This window comes from Micromonospora humi (assembly GCF_900090105.1).
In the GTDB taxonomy this organism is placed as follows: domain Bacteria; phylum Actinomycetota; class Actinomycetes; order Mycobacteriales; family Micromonosporaceae; genus Micromonospora; species Micromonospora humi.
Map to the genome: position 1 here is coordinate 178,208 of NZ_FMDM01000004.1, position 21,182 is coordinate 199,389.

Sequence of the window (21,182 nt, forward strand, 5' to 3'; positions counted from 1 at the left end):
CCGGTAATACCGCGCGAGACCCCCTTCTGTGACGGAGCACAACCGGTGTGACCTGCGCAACGCCCCACCGCGTCCCGTCATCTGCGACGCAGCAGCCACCCCAGCAGGGCGCTCAGACCCACCGCGACCAGCAGCCCGGCCACGGTCGCCGCCTGCGAGCCGCCGGTCCCGCCGACGCCGCCGAGCCAGGCCAGCACGACGCCGAGCACGGCGCTCGCCAGCACCACCCCGCCGGCGCGGGCCAGCCACCGCAGCACCAGGTCCGGGTCGATCAACCCGTCGTAGGGCAGCAGCGCGGCGAGCGCGCAGAGCGTGTGCGCCAGGTAGAGCAGCGTGGCCACGGCGAGCAGCCGCCACAGCACCGGCGGCCGGTCGTAGCCGAGCGTGGCCAGCAGCCAGCCGGCGATCGTCACCAGCGCCGCGAAGGTCGGCCAGATCCGGCGCGGCCCGACCGCCGGCAGCACCGCGGCCACCGCCAGGGCCAGCAGCGCCCGCGGCGCCAGGAACTGCACCGGGTACGCGAGCAGGAAGCCGGCCAGCACGACCAGGAAGATGCCGCCCCGCACCAGCAGCGGCAGCGCGCTGACCCGCGCGGCCCGGTACCGCAGCCCCCGAACCCGCTCCAGCACGCTGTTCATCGCATTCCCGCCTTCGGGGCCGTCGCCAGCCGCGACACGTCCCGCAGCACCTCGTCGAGGCTGCCCGCGCCGGCCCAGCGCACCACCGGCACCCCGTGCTCCCGGAGCTGGCCGATCATCGTGTCCCGGTCCAGCCGCCACAGCCGGTACGCCACCTCGGCCCAGCCCCGGTCCTTCGGCACCGGCAGCTCGGCCGGCAGCGTGTCCACCGCCACCACGAACCGCCCGCCGCGGGCCAGCCGGGCCAGCATCTGCGCCGACCGCTCGTCGAGCAGCGGGGTGAGCACCACCACGAGCGCGTCGGAGGAGAGCACCTGCGGGCCGAACACCTGCTCGTACGGCTCGTGCGGGGAGGAGTCGGCGTGCACGTCGAGCAGCCACTCCAGCACGGTCACGTACTGGCGGCGACCGGTCGCCGGGCGCAGCCGCCGGGCCGCCGGGCCGTACTCCAGCAAGGCCACCCGGTCACCCCGGTGCAGGTAGTGCTCGGCGATCGCGGCGGCGGCCCGGACCGTGGTGTCGAGCACCGACGCCGGCCCGCGTACGCCGCCGGATCGGCCCGCCTCGGCCAGCACGTCCAGCAGCACCACGACCTCGGCGTCCCGGTCGGAGAGGGTGGCCGCGACGTGCAGTTGGCGGGCCCGCAACGACACCCGCCAGTCGATCCGGCGCAGCCGGTCCCCGGGCGCGAAGACGCGCACCCCGGCCAGTTCGCCGCCCTCCCCCGGCCGCCGCGACCGGTGGCCGCCGACCAGCCCGGCGGCCCTTGGCATCGCCTCGACCGCGTCGAACGGCTCGGTACGCGGGTAGACCCGGGCCCGGATCGAGTCGGTGATCACGGCCCGGGACACCAGCAGCCCGTCGGCGGCGGCGACCCGCACCCCGGCCGGGCCGAACGGGTGCCGGCCCCAGCGCAGCGCGGTGCCGGTCAACTCCAGGTCGACGGCGCTGCCCGGGGGCACGGAGGTGACGAACGGCCGGTCCGCCCCGCCGGAGCGGCTCACGTCCAGCCCGGCGCCGCCGAAGCCGACCTGCTCCACCCGCAGCCAGTGCGACATCCGGGTCCGCACCACCGCCATGTCGTAGGCGATCTGGTCCGGGTTGGCGACCGCCACCGTGGCGGCCATCGGCGAGCCCTCGACCAGGTGGGTGTCGGCGACACTCAGCTCCAGCTCGGGCTGGGCGGCCGGGCGCCGGCGCAACCCGTACGCGGTGCCCAGCGCGAACGGCGTGGCCAGCACCACCAGGTCGATCCGGCCGAGCAGCACGGCCGCGACGACGAGCACGCCGGTGAGCAGCACGGCCCGGCCGAGTGCCCAGGTGGGCGCCCAGCCACCCGCCGGCTCGGCCCGCGCGTCCATCAGCGGCCGGCGGCGTAGCTGGGCAGTGCGCCGCTGGCCGGTGCGGGCGTCGACTCGAGCACCTCGCCGACCACGAACGACGGGTCCACCCGGCGCAGCCACATCTCCGGTCGCAGCGTGATCCGGTGCGCCAGCGCGGGCGCCGCCACCGCCTTCACGTCCTCCGGCACCACGTAGTCCCGGTTGGCGAGCACCGCCCGCACCCGGGCCAGCAGCAGCAGCGCCAGCGAACCGCGCGGCGACGCGCCGACCAGCACCGACGGGTGGTCCCGGGTGGCCGCGGTGAGCGCCACGATGTAGCGGCCGATCGAGTCCTCGACGACCACGTCCTCCAGCGCGGCCTGCATGGCGCGCACCGTGCCGGCGTCCACCACCGGCTTGATCTCGGCCTCCTCGCGGCGGCGGGCGATGCGCCGGCGCAGCACCTCCCACTCCTCGTCGTGGTTCGGGTAGCCGAACGAGACGCGCAGCAGGAACCGGTCGAGCTGCGCCTCGGGCAGCGGGTAGGTGCCCTCGTACTCGATCGGGTTGGCGGTGGCGAGCACGTGGAACGGCTCGTCCAGCCGGTAGGTCACGCCCTCCACCGAGACCTGTTTCTCCTGCATCGCCTCCAGCAGCGCCGACTGGGTCTTCGGCGGCGTCCGGTTGATCTCGTCGGCGAGCAGCAGGTTGGTGAAGAGCGGGCCGGCCCGGAAGGAGAAGTCGCCGCTGCTCTGGTCGTAGAGGAAGGAGCCGGTGACGTCGGCGGGCAGCAGGTCCGGGGTGAACTGGAGCCGGCGGAAGTCCAGCCCGAGCGCCTGCGCGAAGCAGCGCGCGGTGAGCGTCTTGCCGAGGCCGGGCAGGTCCTCCAGCAGCACGTGACCGCCGGCGAGGATGCCGGCCAGCACCAGCTCCAGCGCCTCGCGCTTACCGACCACGACGGTGCCGACCGCGTCCAGGACGGCCCGGGCGAGCCGGCCCACCTCGGCGGGGGGCATGCTCCGGTCCACGTCGTTCATCAGAGTTTCTCCAGTTCGGCGACGATCGCCGCGAGGTCGCGCGGCGTCGGGGGGCGGCGGGCGGGGGTGCCGAGGAACGTCCAGAGCGGCTCGCCCAGCAGGGCGCGGGCGCGCGCCGGGTCGGATTCGCGGGTCACGCCGTGGCGTTGGCGCAGCCGTTCGTCGGCCAGCTCACCGAGGCGGGGCAGCACCCGCTCGGTGAACCGTTCCCGGTTGTCGGCGCACCAGTCCAGCGGCCGTTCCCAGCCGTTGATGGCGGTCCGCAGCGCGTCCCGGGCGGACCAGTTCCAGCTGCCGGGCTCCTCACCGGCGGGGGTCCGGGCGCCGGCCCGGGGCGGCGGCGGGGGCGAGAGCGCGGCGGTGACCCGGCGGACGGCGAGCACGGCCAGCACGCCCGCCACGATGATCCAGATCGGCACCCGTAGGCCGACGGCGCGCAGGACGACCAGGATCACCGCGACGACGGCGGCGGTGACCAGTACGGTCCGCACCAGCCCTCGCGCCCGGCCGCCGGACGGCCGTTCGGCAGTGCCGGTGGGCTCCTCGCCGGAGCCGAGCAGGTCGTCGATGCTGGTGCTCATGCGGCGCCGGCCTCCCCCGCCGCCACGGCGGTCAACTCGCCGCGCAGCCGGCGCAGCGCCGACCGGGCCTGGTCGCGCGTGCGCTCGTCGACGTCCCGGGTGGCGTAACGCGCCTCCCGGTAGACGTGCGCGAACCCGTCCAGCACGTCGGCGCTCGCGATCGCCGGAATGCCGGCCTCGGCGTCGCCGCGCAGCAGCCGGCTGACCAGGTCGGTGGGGGTGTCGCCGGTCCGCCGGGCCACCCCGGCGTCCTCGGCGGCCTCCTCCAGCCGGACCCAGCAGGCGATCACCGCGGTGCGCGGGTCGGTGGACCGGTCGTCCAACTCCTCCAGCCCGGCGTCCAGGGCGGCCACCACCTCGCGGGCGGTCCCCTCGGCGGTACGCCGGGTGCGCCGCACCGGCACCGCGCGGGTGGTCCGCCGCAGCGCGCCGCGTACCACGCTGTAGAGCACGTAGCCGACGGCGCCGAGCACGACCGCGAAGAGCAGCGCCACGGCGGCGGTGGCCAGCCAGTCCGGCACACCGCCCGACGTGGACTCGGCCGCCTCCCGCGGTTCGACCGGGATCGAGGGCGGCGCCTCGGAGGGATAGTCCGGGACGTACGGGATTGTGTCCGCCGCGGGCGGGATCCGGCTGGCGCCGATGGCGGAGTGACCGGCGGCGAGCGCGGCGACCGCGAGCAGCGCCGCCACCGCGACGACCGGCCACCACCTGCGCAGCACGCCGAAAACCATCCCACCGCCTCAGGTGTTCCTCAGTCGACCCCGGCCAGCAGTTTCGCCCGGGTGAAGACGTCGTCCAGCATCGAGGGCGTGAGCCGGCCGGTGAACGTGTTCTGCTGGCTGACGTGATAGCAGCCGAGCAACGCCGGCACGGACTCGCCGGACCAGTGTGCCCCATGGCCGAACACCGGTCGCGGTGTGGGCGGGCGCTGTCCGTACACGTGCCGGAGCACCGGCCACCACGCGGCCCAGGCGAACGCGCCCAGCGCGACCACCACGCGCAGCGTGGGGCGTACCAGTTCGACCTCGCGGTGCACCCACGGCGCGCAGGTGTCCCGCTCGGCCGGGGTGGGTTTGTTGTCCGGCGGCGCGCAGCGCACGGCGGCGACGATCCGGGTGTCCCGCAGCGTGAGGCCGTCGTCGGCGGCCACGCTGGTCGGCTGGTTGGCCAGCCCGGCCCGGTGCAGCGCGGCGAACAGCACGTCGCCGGAGCGGTCCCCGGTGAAGATCCGGCCGGTGCGGTTGCCGCCGTGCGCGGCGGGAGCCAGGCCGAGGATCGCGATCCGCGCGTCCGGCGGGCCGAGGCCCGGGACCGGCCGCCCCCAGTAGCGCTGGTCGCGGAACGCGGCCCGCTTGACCCGGGCCACCTCCTCCCGCCAGGTGACCAGGCGCGGGCAGGCGAAGCAGTCGCTGACCGCGCCGTCGAGGTCGGCCAGGTCGGTCGCCCGCGCCGCGCGGGCGACCACCTCCGCCGGGGTACGCGTCTCAGCCAAGCTTGGCCCGGAACAGTTCCAGGGTGCGGGCCCACGCGGTGGCGGCGGCGCGCTGGTCGAAGTGCTCCGGCCGGTCCTCGTTGAAGAACGCGTGCGCGGTGCCCGGGTAGTCGAACGTCTGGCAGGTGCCGCCGGCCGCCTCGATGGACCGGCTGACGCTCTGCACCCCGTCGGCGGCGGACAGGCCGTCCGCCTCGGAGCAGTGGACGAGCGACGCCTTCCCGGCGTAGCCGGACCAGTCGGTGGGCATGCCCTCCCAGGGCAGGCGCGGATAGAAGCCGGCGGTGGCGACGATCCGCTCGGAGAACGTGCCGGACCACAGAGCCAGGCTGGCGCCCGCGCAGAACCCGGCGCAGCCCACCTTGCCGGCCACCTCGGGCCGGTTCGCCAGGTATTCGGCGGCGGCCGCGATGTCGCTGGCCGCCTCGTCCATCTGGGTGCTGTTCAGCATCTGCCGGGGTTCGGTCGGCTTCACGGCCGGGCCGCCGTGCCGGAAGTCCGGCGCGAGGGCGACGAAGCCGGCGTCGGCGAAGCGGTCGACCACGGCTTGGATGTGGGGCACCAGACCCCACCAGTCCTGGATGACGATGACCGCCGGGCTGGCCACACCGCCGGAGGGTATCGCGAGATACCCCTCGCTCGTCCCCCCGTTGCCGGTGAAGCTCACCATCTCGCCCATGGGCCCGTCCTCCTTGCGGTCAGTCAACGTTGGCTGGTCGCACAGTTGGCTGTTACGTGCCGGTAGCGTGCCATGCGGTCACCGGCCCGGGGAAGACGGAAGAGCAGTGGCATTCACCTCCTGTCCACTCACCGTCGGGGCCACGTACTGGTATAGCTATTGCTAAACTCGCCTCATGGTGGCTGGCGAGTGGGACATCTACCTCGTCGACGAGGTGCGGCATTGGCTCGACACATTGGACGCCAACACCCACGCCCGTGTCGTTCAAGCGATAGATCTCCTCGCCGAACTGGGCCCAGGGCTCGGGCGACCACTGGTCGACACGATCCACGGTTCGTCGATAGCCAACTTGAAGGAACTCCGGCCGGGCACCGTACGTATCCTCTTTGCGTTCGATCCCTGGCGTTCGAGCGCCCTCCTGGTAGCCGGCGACAAGTCCGGCCGATGGAAGGCGTGGTACCAGGAAGCCATACCGGTCGCCGAGCACCGCTACGAGCTCTACCTCAAAGATCGAGCACGAGAGGAGGAGGGAAAGGCATGAGCGAATACTCGCGGTGGCAGGACATTCGCGCCGGCCATGTCGCCCGAGCTGGCGGTGAAGAAGCGGTGGAGGCGGGCAAGCAGCAGCTTCTCGCCGAAGTCATCGGCCACCGGCTCGCCGAAGTGCGTCGTGCCCGAGGGCTGACCCAGCAGCAGGTGGCCGACCGCATGGGCGTCACGAAGGGGCGGGTCTCTCAGATCGAGCAGGGAAAGATCTCCGGCCAGGAGGTCGTGGCCCGTTTCGCCGCGGCCCTGGGGGGCCGGCTCCACCAGGCGATCTACTTCGACGACGGCGACATCGCCGCCATCGCGTGAAGTGAGACGCCGCCCACTGCATGAGCGGCGGTGGGCGGCCAGGACGGTCAGTTGGTCGGTGTCGGTGTCGGGGTCGGCGCGGCGGGCTCGGTGGAGCTGGGAGCGGGCGCGGCCGGCGAGCCCGTCACAGTCGGCCCAGGCGTGGCACTCGCCGTCGGCGCGGGGGCGCCGCTCGGCGTGGGCGCGGGCGGGGCGGCCGGCGGGCCGAACGGGGCGCGCATGGCGCAGTACGGGTAGGCGTTGCGCGGCGCGGGCACGTTGCCGGACGAGTCCACGCAGTTCGGCCAGCCGAGCCGGATCGGCACGCCGTTCTGGTCGAAGAGCTGGGCGTCGCGGATCAGCCGCCCCTGCTGGTCGTAGACGAAGACGTCCTCGATCCGGTCGAGCCGCCGGTCCACCGAGGTCTGCTGGTAGTCGGCGTACATGTCCGAGCTGGCGTGCCGGTCCACGTCGGCGAGGACCACGAGGGAGAACAGCACCAGCACGGCGGTGCCCAGCAGGTGCAGTCGTCGCGGCCAGCCGGTGAAGCCGTCGGACCGGCGGCCGAGCCACAGCGACGCGAGGACCGCGCCGGCCAGCAGCAGCAGCCCGGCCAGCGCGCTGTCGTCGAGGCGGGGCAGCAGACCGGACCGGCCACCACCGATCACCTCGCTCACCAGCAGCGCGGCCAGCCAGCCGCGCAGCAGCCACCAGGCCGGGCGCAGCGAGCGCAGGAAGTCGGCCACCCGGGCCTGCCCGAACAGCGGGCCGAGTTGACGGTCGAGCAGGCGTAGCTGGGTGAACGCCCGTTCCCGCGCGGCGTTCACCCGGCGCAGGCGGACCGGCCGCCCGCCGGGCTCCGCGCCGGCCGCGGTCCGCAGCTCCGTCGCGTACGCCTCCGGCGTGCCGAGCCGGTCGACGAGCGTGCCGTCGCCCTCGGCGGCCACCTCGGCGAGATGCTCCGGAAGGTCCTCGGTCAACTCGTCCCGGAGAGTCGGCGGGAGGTCGGCGAGCGCGGCCCGCACCCGGTCGACGTAGCCCGTGATCTCCTGCCCAGTGACGGTCATGCCGCCATCCCCCGATCGTCGAGCAGTGCGTCCATGGTGGTGGCGAACGAGCGCCAGGTCTTGCCGGAGCGGGTGAGATGTTCCCGCCCGGAGGCGTTCAACGCGTAGTACTTGCGGTGCGGCCCGGACTCGCTGGGCACCACGTAGGTGGTGAGCAGACCGGCGGCGAAGAGCCGGCGCAGGGTGCCGTAGACCGAGGCGTCACCGACCTCGGTCAGGCCCGCCTCGCGCAGCCGGCGCAGGATGTCGTAGCCGTAACCATCCTCGTCCTTGAGCACGGCGAGCACGGCCAGATCGAGGACACCCTTGAGAAGCTGCGTCGTATCCACACTCAGAACACTAGTGCGCATTGCGCAATACCGTCAAGAACGCCGTACCTTCCTGATCAACGGAGCGGGCGGGCGGTCCAGCCGACGAAGCGGTCGAACAACTCCTGCGGGTTCGGGTTCTGTCGCAGCAGGTCTGCGGTGGCGTCGAACAGGCAGGCCGCCATGTAGATCGACAGGGCGACGCGGTCGCGCCGGTAGTCCATCAGCAGCAAAAGTCGGGCCGGCTGGCACGGCCAGGGACCCGCGCACACCCGGCAGAGCCAGCGCGGTCGCATCGGCACGTGCGGCCGGACGGCCCGGCGACCGCGGTCGGGTACGGGAGAGACATTCGGCGCGCTCATCCCCCGATCGTGTCGCGCGTCGTTGACTACGTCAATAGTCTCCGTAGTTGTCGTCGTCTACAGACTGCGCCGCTGCCATCGTCAACGTGTGGAGCTGGTGGGCGTGTCGGAGATCCGGGCGATGCTCGGCAACGTGTCGCGCCAGCGCGCCTCCGTGATCGCCAATCAGCGCAACTTCCCCGAACCGATCGCCGTGCTGGCCATGGGCAAGGTCTGGCGGAAGTCGGACGTCGAGAAGTGGGTGCGGGAGCACCGGCCGGACCTGTCGTCCGACTGAGCCGCGTGGCGCGGCAAGTTCAAGATCGACACCAGTTCGGTGAAGTGGTGGCATCCCGCTGGCCGGATACCGCCACTTCGCCGAGCTGGCGTCCGACCACCCAACCTCCCGGCAAGTGGGACGACTAACCCGCAGAATGGACCAGCGCGCCCGGTGCGATCGAGTGGATCATTCGGCCAGTCGACGCAGCAGCTCGGCGTCGCGCTCGGCAGTCTCGCGCGTCAAGTCTCGGACCCGCACCTGGCGGCTCCGGGCCACCCCAGTCGGTGCTCCGGTTTGGCGAGCCCGTTCGGGCCTCTCGTCAGGGGGATCGACCACGGCTACGCGAGGCTCCAGGCGATGCCGTCGAGGATGTCGTGCTCGGAGGCGACCACCGACGGCATGCCGGCCCGCTCCATGATGATCCGCAGCACCAGCGCGCCGGCGCCGATCACGTCCGCCCGACCGGGATGCATCACCGGCTCGGCCAGCCGCTGCTCCCGGGTGGCGCCCAGCAGGTAGTCGGTCACCGACGCCACCCGCTCGTACGGCACCCGGGCGTGGTGGATGCGGCCCGGGTCGTACCCCTTGAGCCCTTCGGCCAGGGCGGCCACTGTGGTGACCGAACCGGCGAGCCCGACCAGCGTGGCGGCCTCCCGGCCGGGCACGGCGGCGAGCGCCCGGTCCACCGCCGCGGCGATGTCCGCCTCGGCGGCGGCGATCTCCGCCGGGGTGGGCGGGTCGCCGTGCAGGTGCCGCTCGGTCATCCGGACGCAGCCGATGTCCACCGAGATCGCCCCGCGCACGCCGTCGGCGCGGGTGCCGACCACGAACTCGGTCGAGCCGCCCCCGATGTCGACCACCAGGTACGGCGGCTCGGCGTCGGCGGGCAGGCCGCGCACCGCGCCGGTGAACGACAGCCGGGCCTCCTCGTCGCCGGTCACCACCTCCGGCGGCACGCCGAGGGTCCGTTCCACCATGGCCCGGAAGTCGGCGGCGTTGGAGGCGTCACGCGAGGCCGAGGTGGCACACATCCGCACCCGGTCGACGCCGGCCTTCTCGATCTCCGCCGCGTAGTCGGCGAGCGCCACCCGGGTCCGCTCGATCGCCTCGGGGGCGAGCCTGCCGGTGCGGTCGACGCCCTGCCCCAGCCGGACGATCTCCATCCGCCGGCTGACGTCCACCAGCGGCGCCGACGGCCCGGCGGACTCCTCCGGCAGGTCGGCGATCAGCAGCCGGATCGAGTTGGTCCCACAGTCGATGGCCCCCACGCGCACGCTCACGCCGTCACCCTACGGCAGGCCCGACCCGCCCTACAGGCGCAGCAGCATGCGGGTGTTGCCCAGGGTGTTGGGCTTGACCCGCTCCAGGTCGAGGAACTCGGCGACACCCTCGTCGTAGGAGCGTAGGAGCTGCTCGTAGACCGGCTGCGGCACCGGAGCGCCGTCGATCTCGCGAAAGCCGAACCCGCCGAAGAAGCCGGTCTCGAAGGTCAGCACGAAGATCCGGGCGACCCCCAGCTCACGCGCCGCGTCGATCAGCTCGCCGACGATCCGGTGCCCGAGCCGCTGCCCCCGGCAGGACGGGTCGACCGCCACCGTGCGGATCTCGGCCAGGTCCTCCCACATGACGTGCAGCGCGCCGCACCCGACCACCGTGCCGTCCGGCGTCGCCGCGACCCGGAACTCCTGCACGTCCTCGTAGAGCGTCACGGTCGCCTTGCTGAGCAGCCGCCGGTCGTCGGTGTAGGTGTCCACCAGCCGGCGGATGCCGCGCACGTCGGCGGTGCGGGCGCGGCGGACCACGACCTGGTCGACGGCGGTCATCTCACTCCCCGGCGGGCACGTCCACGCAGGGGCCGGCGGCCCACCACTTCTCCACCAGCGCCAGCGTCTCGTCGCCGAACGGGTTCACCCCCGGGCCGGCGGCCAACGCGTGACCGAGGTGCACGTGCAGGCACTTCACCCGCCCGGGCATCCCGCCGGCCGAGATGCCGGCGATCTCCGGCACCTCGCCGATCGCGTTCCGGCGGCCGAGGTAGTCCTCGTGCGCGGCCCGGTAGCGGGCGGCCAGCTCCGGGTCCTCGGCGAGCCGGTCGGCCATCTCCTTCATCAGCCCGGCCGACTCCAGCCGGCTGCACGCCGCGGTCGCCCGCGGGCAGGTCAGGTAGAACAGCGTCGGGAAGGGCGTGCCGTCGGCCAGCCGGGGCGTCGTCTCCACCACGTCGGGCAGGCCGCACGGGCACCGGTGGGCGACCGCCCGGGTGCCGCGCGGCGTGCGTCCGAGCTGGGCGCCCACCGCGGCCAGGTCGGCCTCGGTGGCCGGCCGGCGCTCCGGCGGGGGTACGGAGTCCGCCGCCGGATCCCGCGGTGGTTCGACGCTCAAGGTGGTGCCTCCCGTGCGGTGCTCTACTTGTCGGGGCGCTCGGCGTTGGCCGCCTGCACGCTCGACCACAGGGTGTCGTACCAGGGGTCGGGCGGCTTCGGCGGCCCCGGCTTCGCGCCCTTGCCGGCGTCCTTCGCGGCGCCGTCCGGGTCGGAGAGCACCACCAGCAGGGTCTCACCGGGCTTGCCCATGAAGAACCGTTCCCGGGCCTGCGTCTTGACGTACTCCGGGTCCTTCCACTTGGCCGCCTCGGCGGTCAACCGGTCGATCTCGGCCCGCTGCGCGGCCTGGGAGGCCTCCATCCGCTCGATGTCGGCCTGCTGGTCGAGGTAGACCCGGACCGGGTAGGTGTAGGCCAGGGCGAGCGCGATGAGCACCGCGAACAGCACTGTGGCGCGCCCGGTGAAGCGCCGGGGTTGGGGTGCGGTGAGCCGCTTGACCGGGCCGCCGGCCGCGCTGCGCCGGGCCGCGCCCGGACGGTTCGCGGAGCGTACGCCCTCGGTGGCGCGGGACGCGGCGGGTGACCGCCCGGCGGCGCGCGTCTCCGCGCGGACCCCGCCGTCGCGGGCCGTGGACCGGACCCGGGCGCCGCCCGCCCGGCCGGCCTGACCCGGCCGACGGGCGGGCCGCTGGCCACCCGGTGTGCGGCGCTGCTGCATCGTCACACCCCTCCCCCGGAGCGCTGACCTCAGGCCGAACGGTAACGCGGGAACGCGCCGGCACCGGCGTACCGCGCCGCGTCGGCCAGCTCCTCCTCGATCCGCAGGAGCTGGTTGTACTTGGCGACCCGGTCGGAGCGGGCCGGGGCGCCGGTCTTGATCTGACCACAGCCGGTGGCGACCGCCAGGTCGGCGATGGTGGTGTCCTCGGTCTCGCCGGAACGGTGGCTCATCATGCACCGGAAGCCGGCCCGGTGGGCCAGGTCCACGGCGTCCAGCGTCTCGGTGAGCGAGCCGATCTGGTTGACCTTGACCAGCACCGCGTTGGCGGCCCGCTCGGCGATGCCCCGGGCGATGCGCTGCGGGTTGGTCACGAACAGGTCGTCGCCGACGATCTGGACCCGGTCGCCCAGCGCGGCGGTCAGCGTGGCCCAACCGCTCCAGTCGTCCTCGGCCAGCGGGTCCTCGATGGACACGATCGGGTAGTCGCCGGCGAGCTTGGTGTAGTAGTTGCTCATCTCCTCGGCGCTCTTCGCGCTGCCCTCGAACGTGTAGGTGCCGTTGTCGAAGAACTCGGTGGCGGCCACGTCGAGCGCGAAGACGATGTCGGTGCCGAGCCGGTAGCCGGCCTTCTCCACCGCCTCGGCGATCAGGTCCAGCGCGGCGGCGTTGGTGGGCAGGTTCGGGGCGAAGCCGCCCTCGTCGCCGAGGCCGGTCGACAGGTCCTTTTTCTTCAGCACCGACTTCAGCGCGTGGTAGACCTCGGCGCCGGAGCGGACCGCGTCCCGGAACGTCGGCGCGCCGATCGGCGCGATCATGAACTCCTGGATGTCGACGTTCGAGTCGGCGTGCGCGCCACCGTTGAGGATGTTCATCATCGGCACCGGGAGCAGGTGCGCGTTCGGGCCGCCCAGGTAGCGGAAGAGGCTCAGCTCGGCGCTGCCGGCGGCGGCCTTCGCCACGGCCAGCGAGACGCCGAGGATGGCGTTGGCGCCCAGCTCGCCCTTGTTGTCCGAGCCGTCGATGTCGATCATCTTCTGGTCGATCAGCCGCTGCTCGCTGGCCTCGTAGCCAATGAGCTGGTCGACGATCCGGTCCTCGATGTTGGCGACGGCCTTCTCGACACCCTTGCCCAGGTAGCGGTCCTTGTCGCCGTCGCGCAGCTCGACCGCCTCGAACGCGCCGGTGGAGGCGCCGGACGGCACCGCGGCGCGGGCGATCGTGCCGTCGTCGAGCCCGACCTCGACCTCGACCGTCGGGTTGCCCCGCGAGTCCAGGATCTCCCGGGCGACAATTCCCTCGATGGTTGCCACTGAGTCGCTCCTCGTTTGTGTGTGCCGGTCCGGTTCGGGCCGCGACGGTGCGGCTGAGGCAGGTGTTGAACGCAGCGTATCGGTCCCCGCCCTCCGGCATGCCGCTCGGGGCGGACCCCACCGCGGCGAATGAGACGGACATTCCCGCTTTACCGGTCGTCAACCGGCAACCGGTTTGCGAGAGGTTGCGTCGGTCGACAAGGCTGGGCATCATGCCTGCCGCCTCGACGACTCTCCGCGTGCTCGCCGCCTCGGTCATCGCGTCGCTCTCGGTCACCGGCTGCCAGACGCTCGACGACGCCGGCGTCGCACTCGGGCGCGCCGACCTGGTCAACGACCTCGTCGCGCGGATGGACCGGGCGCTGGAACAGACCTGGGCCGCCGACTACCAGCTCGCCGGCGGCCGGACCGCCTCGATCGCGCAGACCGCCAAGCCGCTGCGCTCCACCTACACCTGGCCCGGCGGCAAGATCACGGTGACCCAGGAGGCGGTGACCCGGTGCGCGAGCACCGCCGCCCGCACCTCCTGCACGGTGTCGCCGCCGGTGCTCACCGCCGGCAAGCCATCGGTGATCGTCTACGACGAGGCCCGCAAGCAGGGCCTGGTCACCCCGCCGGCGGTGATCCGGCTGCTCACCGACGCGGCGCTGGAGCCCGACGCGGTCATCAAGCAGAGCGACACCACCCTCGCCGGGCACCACGCCACCTGCGTGGACGTCACCGACGCCGGGGAGCGCTTCGCCACCTGCGTGACCACCGAGGGGGTGCTGGGCAGCTTCACCGGCACGCTCGACGGCAAGGCCGCCGAGGTCACACTCAGTCGTTACACCGAGACGGTGGAGGCCGCCACGTTCGACCCGCCGGCCGGCGCCGGCGTGGTGGACCGGCGCACCAGGACGTCCTGACCCTCACACCCCCAGCAGGGTGCGCAGGTGACGCGGCGGCGGGCAGTCGTGCGACAGCATCGCGTCGTGCCAGTCGCGTACCGCCACGCCGGCCGGCCGGGCCGCGGCGATGTCGGCCATCTCGCTGTAGCCGACGAAGTAGGTGGAGAGCTGGGTGGAGGTCAGCAACGCGCGCCGCCACTTGCCGGCCGCCTCGCCCTCCTCCTGGAAGCCACGCCCGGTCATCAGCGCCATCGCGTCCGACTCGGACAGGTCGTCGCAGTGCACGAGCTGGTCGAGAAGCGCGTTGATGGTCATCCGGAGCTGCATCTTGAGCTGCTGCAACCGCACCGGCAGCCCACCGAAGCCCAGCCCGGCCATCAGCTCCTCGGTGTAGACCGCCCAGCCCTCGATGAACACGCCGGACTCGGTGAGCGCGCGCACCCGGGTCGGGCCGGCGTAGCGGCGGGCGTGGGCGAGCTGGAGGAAGTGACCGGGCATCGCCTCGTGCACGGTCAGGTTGCGGATCATGTGGTCGTTGTATTCCCGGTAGAACGACTCGACCCGCTGCGCCGGCCAGTCCGCCGGGGTGGGCGCGATGCAGTAGAACGTCGGCACGTCGGCGGTCTCCAGCGGGCCCGGCGAGTCGCAGTAGGCCACCGCCACGCCCCGGGCGAACTCCGGCATCTCCTGGATCACGCACGGATCCGCGACCAGGCTCACCAGGTCGTGGTGGCGGACGAAGTCGCTCGCCTCGTCGAGCGTGACCGAGGCCAGATCCACGATGGTGGCGTCGTCCGGGTGCTCCGCGGCGAGCAGGTCCAGCGCGCGGCGTACCGTCTCGTCGTCGGCCGGACCACCGACCAGCTCGACCGCCGCCGCCCGGATCTCGTCGGTGACCCGGTCGAGATTCGCCCACGCGCGGCGCTGCACCTCGGCGGCGCCCAGCTCGGTGTCGAGCGTGTGCCACAGCCGCGCCTCCCAGCGCCGCCGGCCCAGCCGGGGGTCACGCCCCGGGCCGGCGTCCGCCGCCAGCCCGGCCCGCAGCCACGCCACGAACTCGTCCAGCGCCGCGATCGCCGCGGTGGCCGCCGGCCCCACCCGGTCGCGCAGCGCCGGCGCCTGCGCGAGCAGCGCCGGCACCTCGTCGCGGACCAGCGCCGCCGCGCCGGCGAACTGCCCGACCGCCGTCTCGGCGTGGACCCGCGGCATGTCCCGCAGCGTCGCGCGCGCGGTCGCCAACGCATCGGGTACGGCGGAGAGGCGGCCGGCGAGATGGCCGAGTCGCTCGTCGACCGGGGCGTAGGGGCGGGCCAGCAACGCGTGCAGCAGTGGACCGGGGTTGTGCCGCAGCGGATCCCACTCGTGGCCGCGGATCTCGGTGGCCTCGAACAGCGCCCGGTCCACCAGGCTGCTGAGCAGCGCGTGGTCGACGCCCTCGTCGGCGTCGAGCACGTCCGGATCGATCTCGGAGAGCGCATCGGCCGCGTCCTTCAGCATCGCCTGGTCGGCGGCGAGGGCGTCGGCGGAGAGGTCGGGCAGGCGGTCGTCGTAGCGGTGGTCCCCGGCGGAGGTGGCCAACCCGGGTCGGCTCTCCAGCAACGCCTCCACGATCCGCTCCGCGAGCGGCACGAACGCTTCCATTCCCCGAACCCTACCGACCACCCCCGACGCCCCGCCCCCGAGCGCGGCGCGGCTCGGCGCGGCTACGAGATCTTGGTACGAAACCCCCGAACCCGCGATCTTGCAGTTGCGGCCCTCCCGACGTCCCATTCAGCCGATTTGTCGGGGCAGGAAGTGCAAGATCGACGATGGCGGAGAGCCGACGGGGCCCGGGCGACGAGGTGGGGGTCAGGTCGGCTGGGCGGGGGTGGCGCGTTCGGCGGCGCGGACCGCCTCGGCGTACGCCAGGGCGGCGCGGCGGAGTGCCGCCTCCGGGTCGAGGCCGGCCTGCCGGGCCGCGGCGACGGTGGCCAGCAGGCTCGCGCCGAGCCGCGCCTCCGGGTCCACCTGCGACTCGGCGAGCGGCGGCGGCACCGCCAGCCCGACCCGGCCGGCGCGGTCCAGGACCTTCGCGGCCAGGGCGAGCGCGGGCTGGCTCAACGCGATGCCGTCGAGCACCGACTCCCGGGTCTTCTCGGCCCGCTTGATCCGCTCCCAGTTGGCCTCGATCTCCTCGATCGTGCCGGCCTGCTCGCCGGAGAACACGTGCGGGTTGCGCCGGACCATCTTGTCGACCAGGCCGCCGGCCACGTCGTCGACGGTCCAGCCCTTCCCGTCCGGCAGGTCCTCGGCCAGGCGGGCGTGCAGCAGCACCTGGAGCAGCACGTCGCCCAACTCCTCGCGGAGCGCGTCGGTGTCGTCGGCGCTGATCGCGTCGTACGCCTCGTAGCACTCCTCGAGCAGGAACGCGGCCAGGCTGCGGTGGGTCTGCGCCCGCTTCCACGGATCGCCGCCGGGGGAGGCCAGCCGGTCCATCACCTCGACCGCGTCGAGGAGCCGGGCACCGGGCGGGTCCCACGAGCCGTACATCAGCTCCAGCTCGGCCAGGCCCGGCTGGCGGGCCAGCCGCAGCCCCAGCTCACGGGCGAGCGCCTCGTCGCCGGCCGGGCCGGCCAGCCACACCGCGCCGCCGTGCGTGGCGGCGGCGTCCAGCAGCGCCTGCGTCGCACCCTCGGTGACCACGCGCACCTCGGCGCCGGCCGTCCGCACCGCCCGGGTCAGCTCACCGTCGACGCCGGTGAGGACCGGCGCGGAGCGTACGGCGTCCCAGGCGGCCGAGGTCAGCAGGCCGGCCGGCAGCCGGGGCGAGGTGACCAGCAGGACGATGCGCGCGGTCATGCGCCGGGCGCCGCCGACGGCTCGACCACCGGCGCCGACTCACCGGTCTCCGGCTCCGGGGTGGAGATGTCGGTGACCGACGAGCCCGGCTCGCCCAGCGGCACGGAGACCGCCGGCACGTCGCCCTTGAAGGTGAGCACCGGGAAGGCCAGCGGCCGGTAGCGCGGGTTGACCGAGACGTCGTACCCGTCGATGGCGTCCGCCAGCGCCTTGCGGGTGGCCAGCGCGGAGCGGAGCTGATCGCCGTCGAGCTGGCCGGCGGCGTCGGCGTCCGAGACGTCCGGCGGGATGGCGCCGGCGGCCCGGCCGGCGGCGATCACCGTGGCCAGGTCCTCCTTGGAGGGGGCGGTCGACTCGCCCACCGGCACGCCGGAGACGCAGGTGTAGAACTCGGCGACCTTCTTCGGGTACGCCGCGTCGGCGGGCAACCCGACCTGCTGGGCCACCTGCTCGGCGGTCACCTGCGTCTTCGGCTGGTAGCCCTTGTCGGCGGAGAGCTCCTTGCACACGTCGGACAGCACCAGGGTGGCGACCACCTGGTCGCGGGGCGGCAGCAGCGCGTCGGCCTGCGGAGCGGTGGCCGGCTGACTGGCCAGGCCGTCCCGGACCTCGTCGAGGATCGAGGTGACCTGGTCCTCGGTGACGCGGTGGTCGCCGATGTAGGCGGCGACCCCCGGCTCGGTACGGCAACCGGAGAGGGCGACGAGGCCGACCGCCACGCTGGCGACGGCGACAAGACGGCGAGCACGCATGACGGTCACTCTCTCACGCCCCGCGGTCGCCTGTGACGCCGCCCACCTCACCGCGCCCCCGCCCCGGCCGGCTGCGCCGCCGCCGGTTCGCCGAGAACATCGGAGAGGAGCTGGGCGCACCACTCCAGCAGCGCCTGGTCGCGCAGCGGCTCGCCGCCGACCCGGCGGGTGCTCGGCCGGGGCACGCTGACCTGGTCGAGCGCCTGCTTGTAGACCGAGTCCGGGTGGTAGCGCTTGAGCCGCATCTGCTTGGAGTCGGGCAGCGGCAGCGGGCCGAACCGGATGTGCTTGCCCTGCATCGACACGTCGGTGAGCCCGTACCGGCGGGCCAGCAGCCGGAAGTTCGCCACCGCCACCAGGTTCTGCACCGGCGCGGGAGGCTCGCCGTAGCGGTCGGTCATCTCGGCGACCACCTCGCGCAGCCGCTCGGCGTCGCGGGCCTCGGCGAGCTTGCGGTACATCTCCAGCCGCAACCGCTCCACCCCGACGTAGTCGTGCGGCAGGTGCGCGTCGATCGGCAGGTCGATCTTGACGTCGGCCTCCTCCTCGGTGCGCTCACCCTTGAACGCGGACACCGCCTCGCCGACCATCCGCACGTACAGGTCGAACCCGACACCCTCGATGTGGCCGGACTGCTCGCCGCCGAGCAGGTTGCCGGCGCCGCGGATCTCCAGGTCCTTCATCGCCACGTACATGCCGGCGCCCAGCTCGGTGTGCTGGGCGATGGTGGCCAACCGCTCGTGCGCGTGCTCGGTGAGCGGCTTCTCCGGCGGGTACAGGAAGTAGGCGTACGCGCGCTCCCGACCCCGGCCGACCCGGCCCCGGATCTGGTGCAGCTGGGCCAGGCCGAGCAGGTCGGCGCGCTCCACGATGAGCGTGTTGGCGTTCGGGATGTCGATGCCCGACTCGACGATCGTGGTGCAGACCAGGACGTCGAACTCCTTCTCCCAGAAGCCGACCATCACCTTCTCGAGCGCTTCCTCGCCCATCTGGCCGTGCGCCACCGCGACCCGGGCCTCGGGCACCAGCTCGCGGATCCGGCGGGCCGTCCGGTCGATCGACTCGACCCGGTTGTGCAGGTAGAAGACCTGCCCGTCGCGGAGCAGCTCCCGGTGGACGGACGCGGCGACCTGCCGGTCGTCGTACGCCCCGACGAAGGTGAGCACCGGGTGCCGCTCCTCCGGCGGGGTGGCGATGGTGGACATCTCGCGGATGCCGGTGATCGCCATCTCCAGCGTCCGGGGGATCGGGGTGGCCGACATGGCGAGCACGTCGACCGAGGCGCGCAGCGTCTTCAGATGCTCCTTGTGCTCGACGCCGAAGCGCTGCTCCTCGTCGATGATGACCAGCCCGAGCTGCTTGAACCGGGTGGCCGCCTGGAGCAGCCGGTGGGTGCCGATGACGATGTCGACGCTGCCGTCGGCGACCATCTCCAGCGTCCGCTCGGACTCCTTCGCGGTCTGGAACCGGGACAACTGCCGGATGTTCACCGGGAACTGGCTCATCCGCTCGGCGAACGTGTTGTAGTGCTGCTGCACCAGCAGCGTGGTCGGCACCAGCACGGCCACCTGCTTGCCGTCCTGCACCGCCTTGAACGCCGCGCGGACCGCGATCTCGGTCTTGCCGTAGCCGACGTCGCCGCAGATCAGCCGGTCCATCGGGACGGTCTGCTCCATGTCCCGCTTGACCTCCTCGATGGCGGCCATCTGGTCCGGCGTCTCCTGCCAGGGGAACGCGTCCTCCAGCTCGCGCTGCCACGGGGTGTCCGGCCCGAAGTTGTGCCCCTTGGACGCCTTGCGGGCGGCGTAGAGCTGGATCAGCTGGGCGGCGATCTCGCGGACCGCCTTGCGGGCCCGGGCCTTGGACTTCTGCCAGTCCGAGCCGCCCATCTTGTGCAGCGTGGGCTGCTCGCCGCCGACATAGCGGGAGAGCTGGTCGAGCTGGTCGGTCGGGACGAAGAGGCGGTCGCCGGGCTGGCCGCGCTTGCTCGCCGCGTACTCGATGACCAGGTATTCGCGGCTGGCGCCGTTCACCGTGCGCTGCACCAGCTCGACGTAGCGGCCGATGCCGTGCTGCTCGTGCACCACGAAGTCGCCGGCCTTCAGCTCCAGCGGGTCGATGGTGTTGCGGCGCCGGCTGGGCATCTTGCGCATGTCGCGGGTCGAGGTGCCCCGGCCGCCGGTGACGTCGTTGCCGGTGAGCAGCACGAACCGCGACGCCTCGTCGACGAAGCCGGCGCTCAGGCAGCCACACGACACGACCAGCTCGCCGGGGGTGGGCGCGGTGGGCACCTCGTCGGTGAGCCGGGCGCCGAGACCGGCGTCGCGCAGCACCTCGACGGCCCGCTGGGCGGGGCCGTGCCCCTCGAAGACCAGCGCGATCGACCAGCCCTCACCGGCCCAGCGCTTCAGGTCGTCGACCACCCGGGCGGTCTCGCCGTGGTAGAGCGGGGCGGGCTGGGCGGCCAGGCTCACCGCGATGGCGTCGTCGGGGGTGACGTCGACAGCGGCCGGCGCGTCCTCCCAGGGCTGCCGGGCGGGCGCGGCCTCGGCGTCGCCGAGGCCGAACGGGGCGAGCGTCCACCAGGGCTGGCGCAGGGCGCGGGCCTGCGTGCGTACCTCGGCCAGGGTCTTGAAGGCGGCGGCGCCGAGGTCGACCGGGGCCTGGCCGCCGACGGCGGCCGCGGCCCAGCTGGCCTGGAGGAACTCCTCCGAGGTACGGACCAGGTCGTGCGCCCGGGTGCGGATGCGCTCCGGGTCGCAGAGCAGCACGTGGGTGCCGGCCGGCATGCAGTCGACGAGCAGCTCCAGCGCGTCGTCGCCGATCAGCGCCGGGGCCAGGGACTCCATCCCCTCGACCGGGATGCCTTCGGCCAGCTTGTCGAGGATCTCGGCCAGCTCGGGGTGCTCGGCGGCGAGCGCGGCGGCGCGCCGCCGGACCGACGGGGTGAGCAGCAGCTCGCGGCAGGGCGGCGCCCAGAGCTGCGGCACGCCCTCGATGGTGCGCTGGTCGGCGACGGCGAAGGTGCGGATCTCCTCCACCTCGTCGCCCCAGAACTCGACCCGGGACGGGTGCTCGTCGGTGGGCGGGAAGACGTCGAGGATGCCGCCGCGGACCGCGAACTCGCCGCGCTTGGTGACCAGGTCGACCCGGGCGTACGCCATGTCGGTGAGCCGGCGGGCCACCTCCTCCAGGTCGGCCTCCTCGCCGGCGGCGAGCTGCACCGGCTCCAGGTCACCGAGGCCCTTGAGCTGCGGCTGGAGCAGCGACCGGACCGGCGCCACGACCACTCGCAGCGGCCCGGTGCGGCCGTGCGCGTCGGCCGAGTCGGGGTGGGCCAGCCGGCGGAGCACGGCGAGGCGCCGCCCGACCGTGTCGGAGCGGGGCGACAGCCGCTCGTGCGGCAGCGTCTCCCAGGACGGGAAGACCGCGACCTGCTCGGGCGGCAGCAGACTGCCCAGCGCGGAGACCAGGTCGTCGGCCTCGCGGGTGGTGGCGGTGACCGCGAGCACCGAGCGGCCCGCTCCACCGGCCGGCTCGTCGGCGGCGACGGCGGCCACCGCGAACGGGCGCAGCGCGGCGGGGGCGGTGAGGTCGAGGCCGTCGACCTGCGCGGCACCGGAGCGCGCCAGGTCACGCGCCCGGGCCAGCCCGGGGTCGGCCAGGGCGGCGGCGAAGAGTCCGGTGAGCATCAGTGATCACTTCCAGCGCTTGACACGACGACGACCCCGCGTCCAGCCGGACGGGGGGTGCACCCGTCGAGCCTATC

At 73.6% G+C, this 21,182-nt stretch carries 23 protein-coding genes; 4 read left to right on the top strand and 19 right to left on the bottom strand.

Annotated elements, in window-relative coordinates; all coding sequences use genetic code 11:
• Nucleotides 1-77: 77 nt before the first annotated feature.
• The 7 genes from GA0070213_RS09105 to GA0070213_RS09135 are packed head-to-tail and all read right to left on the bottom strand — an operon-like array spanning nucleotide 78 to nucleotide 5,752.
• A complete protein-coding gene (locus GA0070213_RS09105; protein WP_091060637.1) occupies nucleotides 78-638 on the bottom strand; it encodes a hypothetical protein in 561 nt (186 codons plus the stop codon).
• Nucleotides 635-1,999, bottom strand: a complete 1,365-nt coding sequence (locus GA0070213_RS09110) for a DUF58 domain-containing protein (protein ID WP_091060640.1) — start codon at nucleotides 1,997-1,999, stop codon at nucleotides 635-637. The genes GA0070213_RS09105 and GA0070213_RS09110 overlap by 4 nt, the downstream gene beginning before the upstream one ends.
• Nucleotides 1,999-2,997, bottom strand: coding sequence for an AAA family ATPase (locus tag GA0070213_RS09115; protein WP_091060644.1), 999 nt, complete (start codon nucleotides 2,995-2,997; stop codon nucleotides 1,999-2,001). The genes GA0070213_RS09110 and GA0070213_RS09115 overlap by 1 nt, the downstream gene beginning before the upstream one ends.
• Nucleotides 2,997-3,578 carry a hypothetical protein gene (locus GA0070213_RS09120; protein WP_091060647.1) on the bottom strand — a complete coding sequence of 194 codons (582 nt, stop codon included), beginning with the start codon at nucleotides 3,576-3,578 and terminating at the stop codon, nucleotides 2,997-2,999. Before GA0070213_RS09120 ends, GA0070213_RS09115 begins: the two co-directional genes overlap by 1 nt.
• Nucleotides 3,575-4,312: a DUF4129 domain-containing protein gene (locus tag GA0070213_RS09125; protein WP_091060651.1), complete on the bottom strand. Its 738-nt coding sequence runs from the start codon at nucleotides 4,310-4,312 to the stop codon at nucleotides 3,575-3,577. The genes GA0070213_RS09120 and GA0070213_RS09125 overlap by 4 nt, the downstream gene beginning before the upstream one ends.
• Nucleotides 4,313-4,332: 20 nt before the next feature.
• Entirely contained in the window at nucleotides 4,333-5,046 is a 714-nt protein-coding gene (locus GA0070213_RS09130) for a uracil-DNA glycosylase (protein ID WP_091060654.1), read from the bottom strand.
• Nucleotides 5,047-5,065: 19 nt separating this feature from the next.
• On the bottom strand, nucleotides 5,066-5,752 hold the full coding sequence (locus GA0070213_RS09135) for a dienelactone hydrolase family protein (RefSeq protein ID WP_091060658.1): 687 nt from the start codon (nucleotides 5,750-5,752) through the stop codon (nucleotides 5,066-5,068).
• A gap of 175 nt (nucleotides 5,753-5,927) precedes the next feature.
• Here GA0070213_RS09135 and GA0070213_RS09140 point away from each other — a divergent pair, with 175 nt between their 5' ends.
• Together GA0070213_RS09140 and GA0070213_RS09145 are read left to right on the top strand one after the other, a co-directional pair.
• Nucleotides 5,928-6,293, top strand: a complete 366-nt coding sequence (locus GA0070213_RS09140) for a type II toxin-antitoxin system RelE/ParE family toxin (protein ID WP_091060662.1) — start codon at nucleotides 5,928-5,930, stop codon at nucleotides 6,291-6,293.
• Entirely contained in the window at nucleotides 6,290-6,607 is a 318-nt protein-coding gene (locus GA0070213_RS09145; protein WP_091060666.1) for a helix-turn-helix domain-containing protein, read from the top strand. The genes GA0070213_RS09140 and GA0070213_RS09145 overlap by 4 nt, the downstream gene beginning before the upstream one ends.
• 47 nt (nucleotides 6,608-6,654) lie before the next feature.
• Here GA0070213_RS09145 and GA0070213_RS09150 read toward each other — a convergent pair whose 3' ends face one another.
• The 3 genes from GA0070213_RS09150 to GA0070213_RS09160 are packed head-to-tail and all read right to left on the bottom strand — an operon-like array spanning nucleotide 6,655 to nucleotide 8,323.
• Complete coding sequence (locus GA0070213_RS09150; protein ID WP_091060669.1) at nucleotides 6,655-7,653, bottom strand: HAAS signaling domain-containing protein; 999 nt, start codon at nucleotides 7,651-7,653, stop codon at nucleotides 6,655-6,657.
• Nucleotides 7,650-7,982 (bottom strand): PadR family transcriptional regulator, encoded by a 333-nt coding sequence (locus GA0070213_RS09155; RefSeq protein WP_091060673.1) that lies wholly within the window; start codon nucleotides 7,980-7,982, stop codon nucleotides 7,650-7,652. The genes GA0070213_RS09150 and GA0070213_RS09155 overlap by 4 nt, the downstream gene beginning before the upstream one ends.
• 56 nt (nucleotides 7,983-8,038) lie before the next feature.
• The gene (locus GA0070213_RS09160) at nucleotides 8,039-8,323 is read right to left on the bottom strand and encodes a hypothetical protein (RefSeq protein WP_091060676.1); all 285 of its coding nucleotides are present in this window, start codon (nucleotides 8,321-8,323) and stop codon (nucleotides 8,039-8,041) included.
• Nucleotides 8,324-8,411: 88 nt separating this feature from the next.
• On the opposite strand from GA0070213_RS09160, the gene GA0070213_RS09165 reads away from it, so the two are divergent.
• On the top strand, nucleotides 8,412-8,600 hold the full coding sequence (locus tag GA0070213_RS09165) for a hypothetical protein (protein ID WP_175441273.1): 189 nt from the start codon (nucleotides 8,412-8,414) through the stop codon (nucleotides 8,598-8,600).
• A 320-nt stretch (nucleotides 8,601-8,920) separates the two neighbouring features.
• On the opposite strand, the gene GA0070213_RS09170 is transcribed toward GA0070213_RS09165, so the two are convergent.
• From GA0070213_RS09170 to eno, 5 genes are read right to left on the bottom strand one after another with little or no spacing between them, the layout of a single operon-like run.
• A complete protein-coding gene (locus GA0070213_RS09170; RefSeq protein WP_091061479.1) occupies nucleotides 8,921-9,850 on the bottom strand; it encodes a Ppx/GppA phosphatase family protein in 930 nt (309 codons plus the stop codon).
• Nucleotides 9,851-9,892: 42 nt separating this feature from the next.
• Nucleotides 9,893-10,405: an amino-acid N-acetyltransferase gene (locus GA0070213_RS09175; protein ID WP_091060680.1), complete on the bottom strand. Its 513-nt coding sequence runs from the start codon at nucleotides 10,403-10,405 to the stop codon at nucleotides 9,893-9,895.
• A gap of 1 nt (nucleotide 10,406) precedes the next feature.
• Nucleotides 10,407-10,964 (bottom strand): DUF501 domain-containing protein, encoded by a 558-nt coding sequence (locus GA0070213_RS09180; protein WP_091060684.1) that lies wholly within the window; start codon nucleotides 10,962-10,964, stop codon nucleotides 10,407-10,409.
• Nucleotides 10,965-10,987: 23 nt separating this feature from the next.
• A complete protein-coding gene (locus GA0070213_RS09185) occupies nucleotides 10,988-11,623 on the bottom strand; it encodes an FtsB family cell division protein (protein ID WP_091061481.1) in 636 nt (211 codons plus the stop codon).
• A gap of 29 nt (nucleotides 11,624-11,652) precedes the next feature.
• On the bottom strand, nucleotides 11,653-12,936 hold the full coding sequence (gene eno / locus GA0070213_RS09190; protein WP_091060687.1) for a phosphopyruvate hydratase: 1,284 nt from the start codon (nucleotides 12,934-12,936) through the stop codon (nucleotides 11,653-11,655).
• A gap of 212 nt (nucleotides 12,937-13,148) precedes the next feature.
• Between eno and GA0070213_RS09195 the strand changes: the two genes are divergently transcribed.
• On the top strand, nucleotides 13,149-13,841 hold the full coding sequence (locus GA0070213_RS09195) for a hypothetical protein (RefSeq protein WP_091060691.1): 693 nt from the start codon (nucleotides 13,149-13,151) through the stop codon (nucleotides 13,839-13,841).
• Between the two features lie 3 nt (nucleotides 13,842-13,844).
• On the opposite strand, the gene GA0070213_RS09200 is transcribed toward GA0070213_RS09195, so the two are convergent.
• From GA0070213_RS09200 to mfd, 4 genes are all read right to left on the bottom strand, one after another.
• On the bottom strand, nucleotides 13,845-15,464 hold the full coding sequence (locus GA0070213_RS09200) for a DUF885 domain-containing protein (RefSeq protein WP_091060695.1): 1,620 nt from the start codon (nucleotides 15,462-15,464) through the stop codon (nucleotides 13,845-13,847).
• A 207-nt stretch (nucleotides 15,465-15,671) separates the two neighbouring features.
• Nucleotides 15,672-16,661 (bottom strand): nucleoside triphosphate pyrophosphohydrolase, encoded by a 990-nt coding sequence (locus tag GA0070213_RS09205; RefSeq protein ID WP_091060699.1) that lies wholly within the window; start codon nucleotides 16,659-16,661, stop codon nucleotides 15,672-15,674.
• The gene (locus tag GA0070213_RS09210) at nucleotides 16,658-17,413 is read right to left on the bottom strand and encodes a hypothetical protein (protein WP_091060702.1); all 756 of its coding nucleotides are present in this window, start codon (nucleotides 17,411-17,413) and stop codon (nucleotides 16,658-16,660) included. Before GA0070213_RS09210 ends, GA0070213_RS09205 begins: the two co-directional genes overlap by 4 nt.
• Before the next feature lie 47 nt (nucleotides 17,414-17,460).
• Nucleotides 17,461-21,105 carry a transcription-repair coupling factor gene (gene mfd / locus GA0070213_RS09215; protein WP_091060706.1) on the bottom strand — a complete coding sequence of 1,215 codons (3,645 nt, stop codon included), beginning with the start codon at nucleotides 21,103-21,105 and terminating at the stop codon, nucleotides 17,461-17,463.
• Between the last annotated feature and the right edge of the window lie 77 nt (nucleotides 21,106-21,182).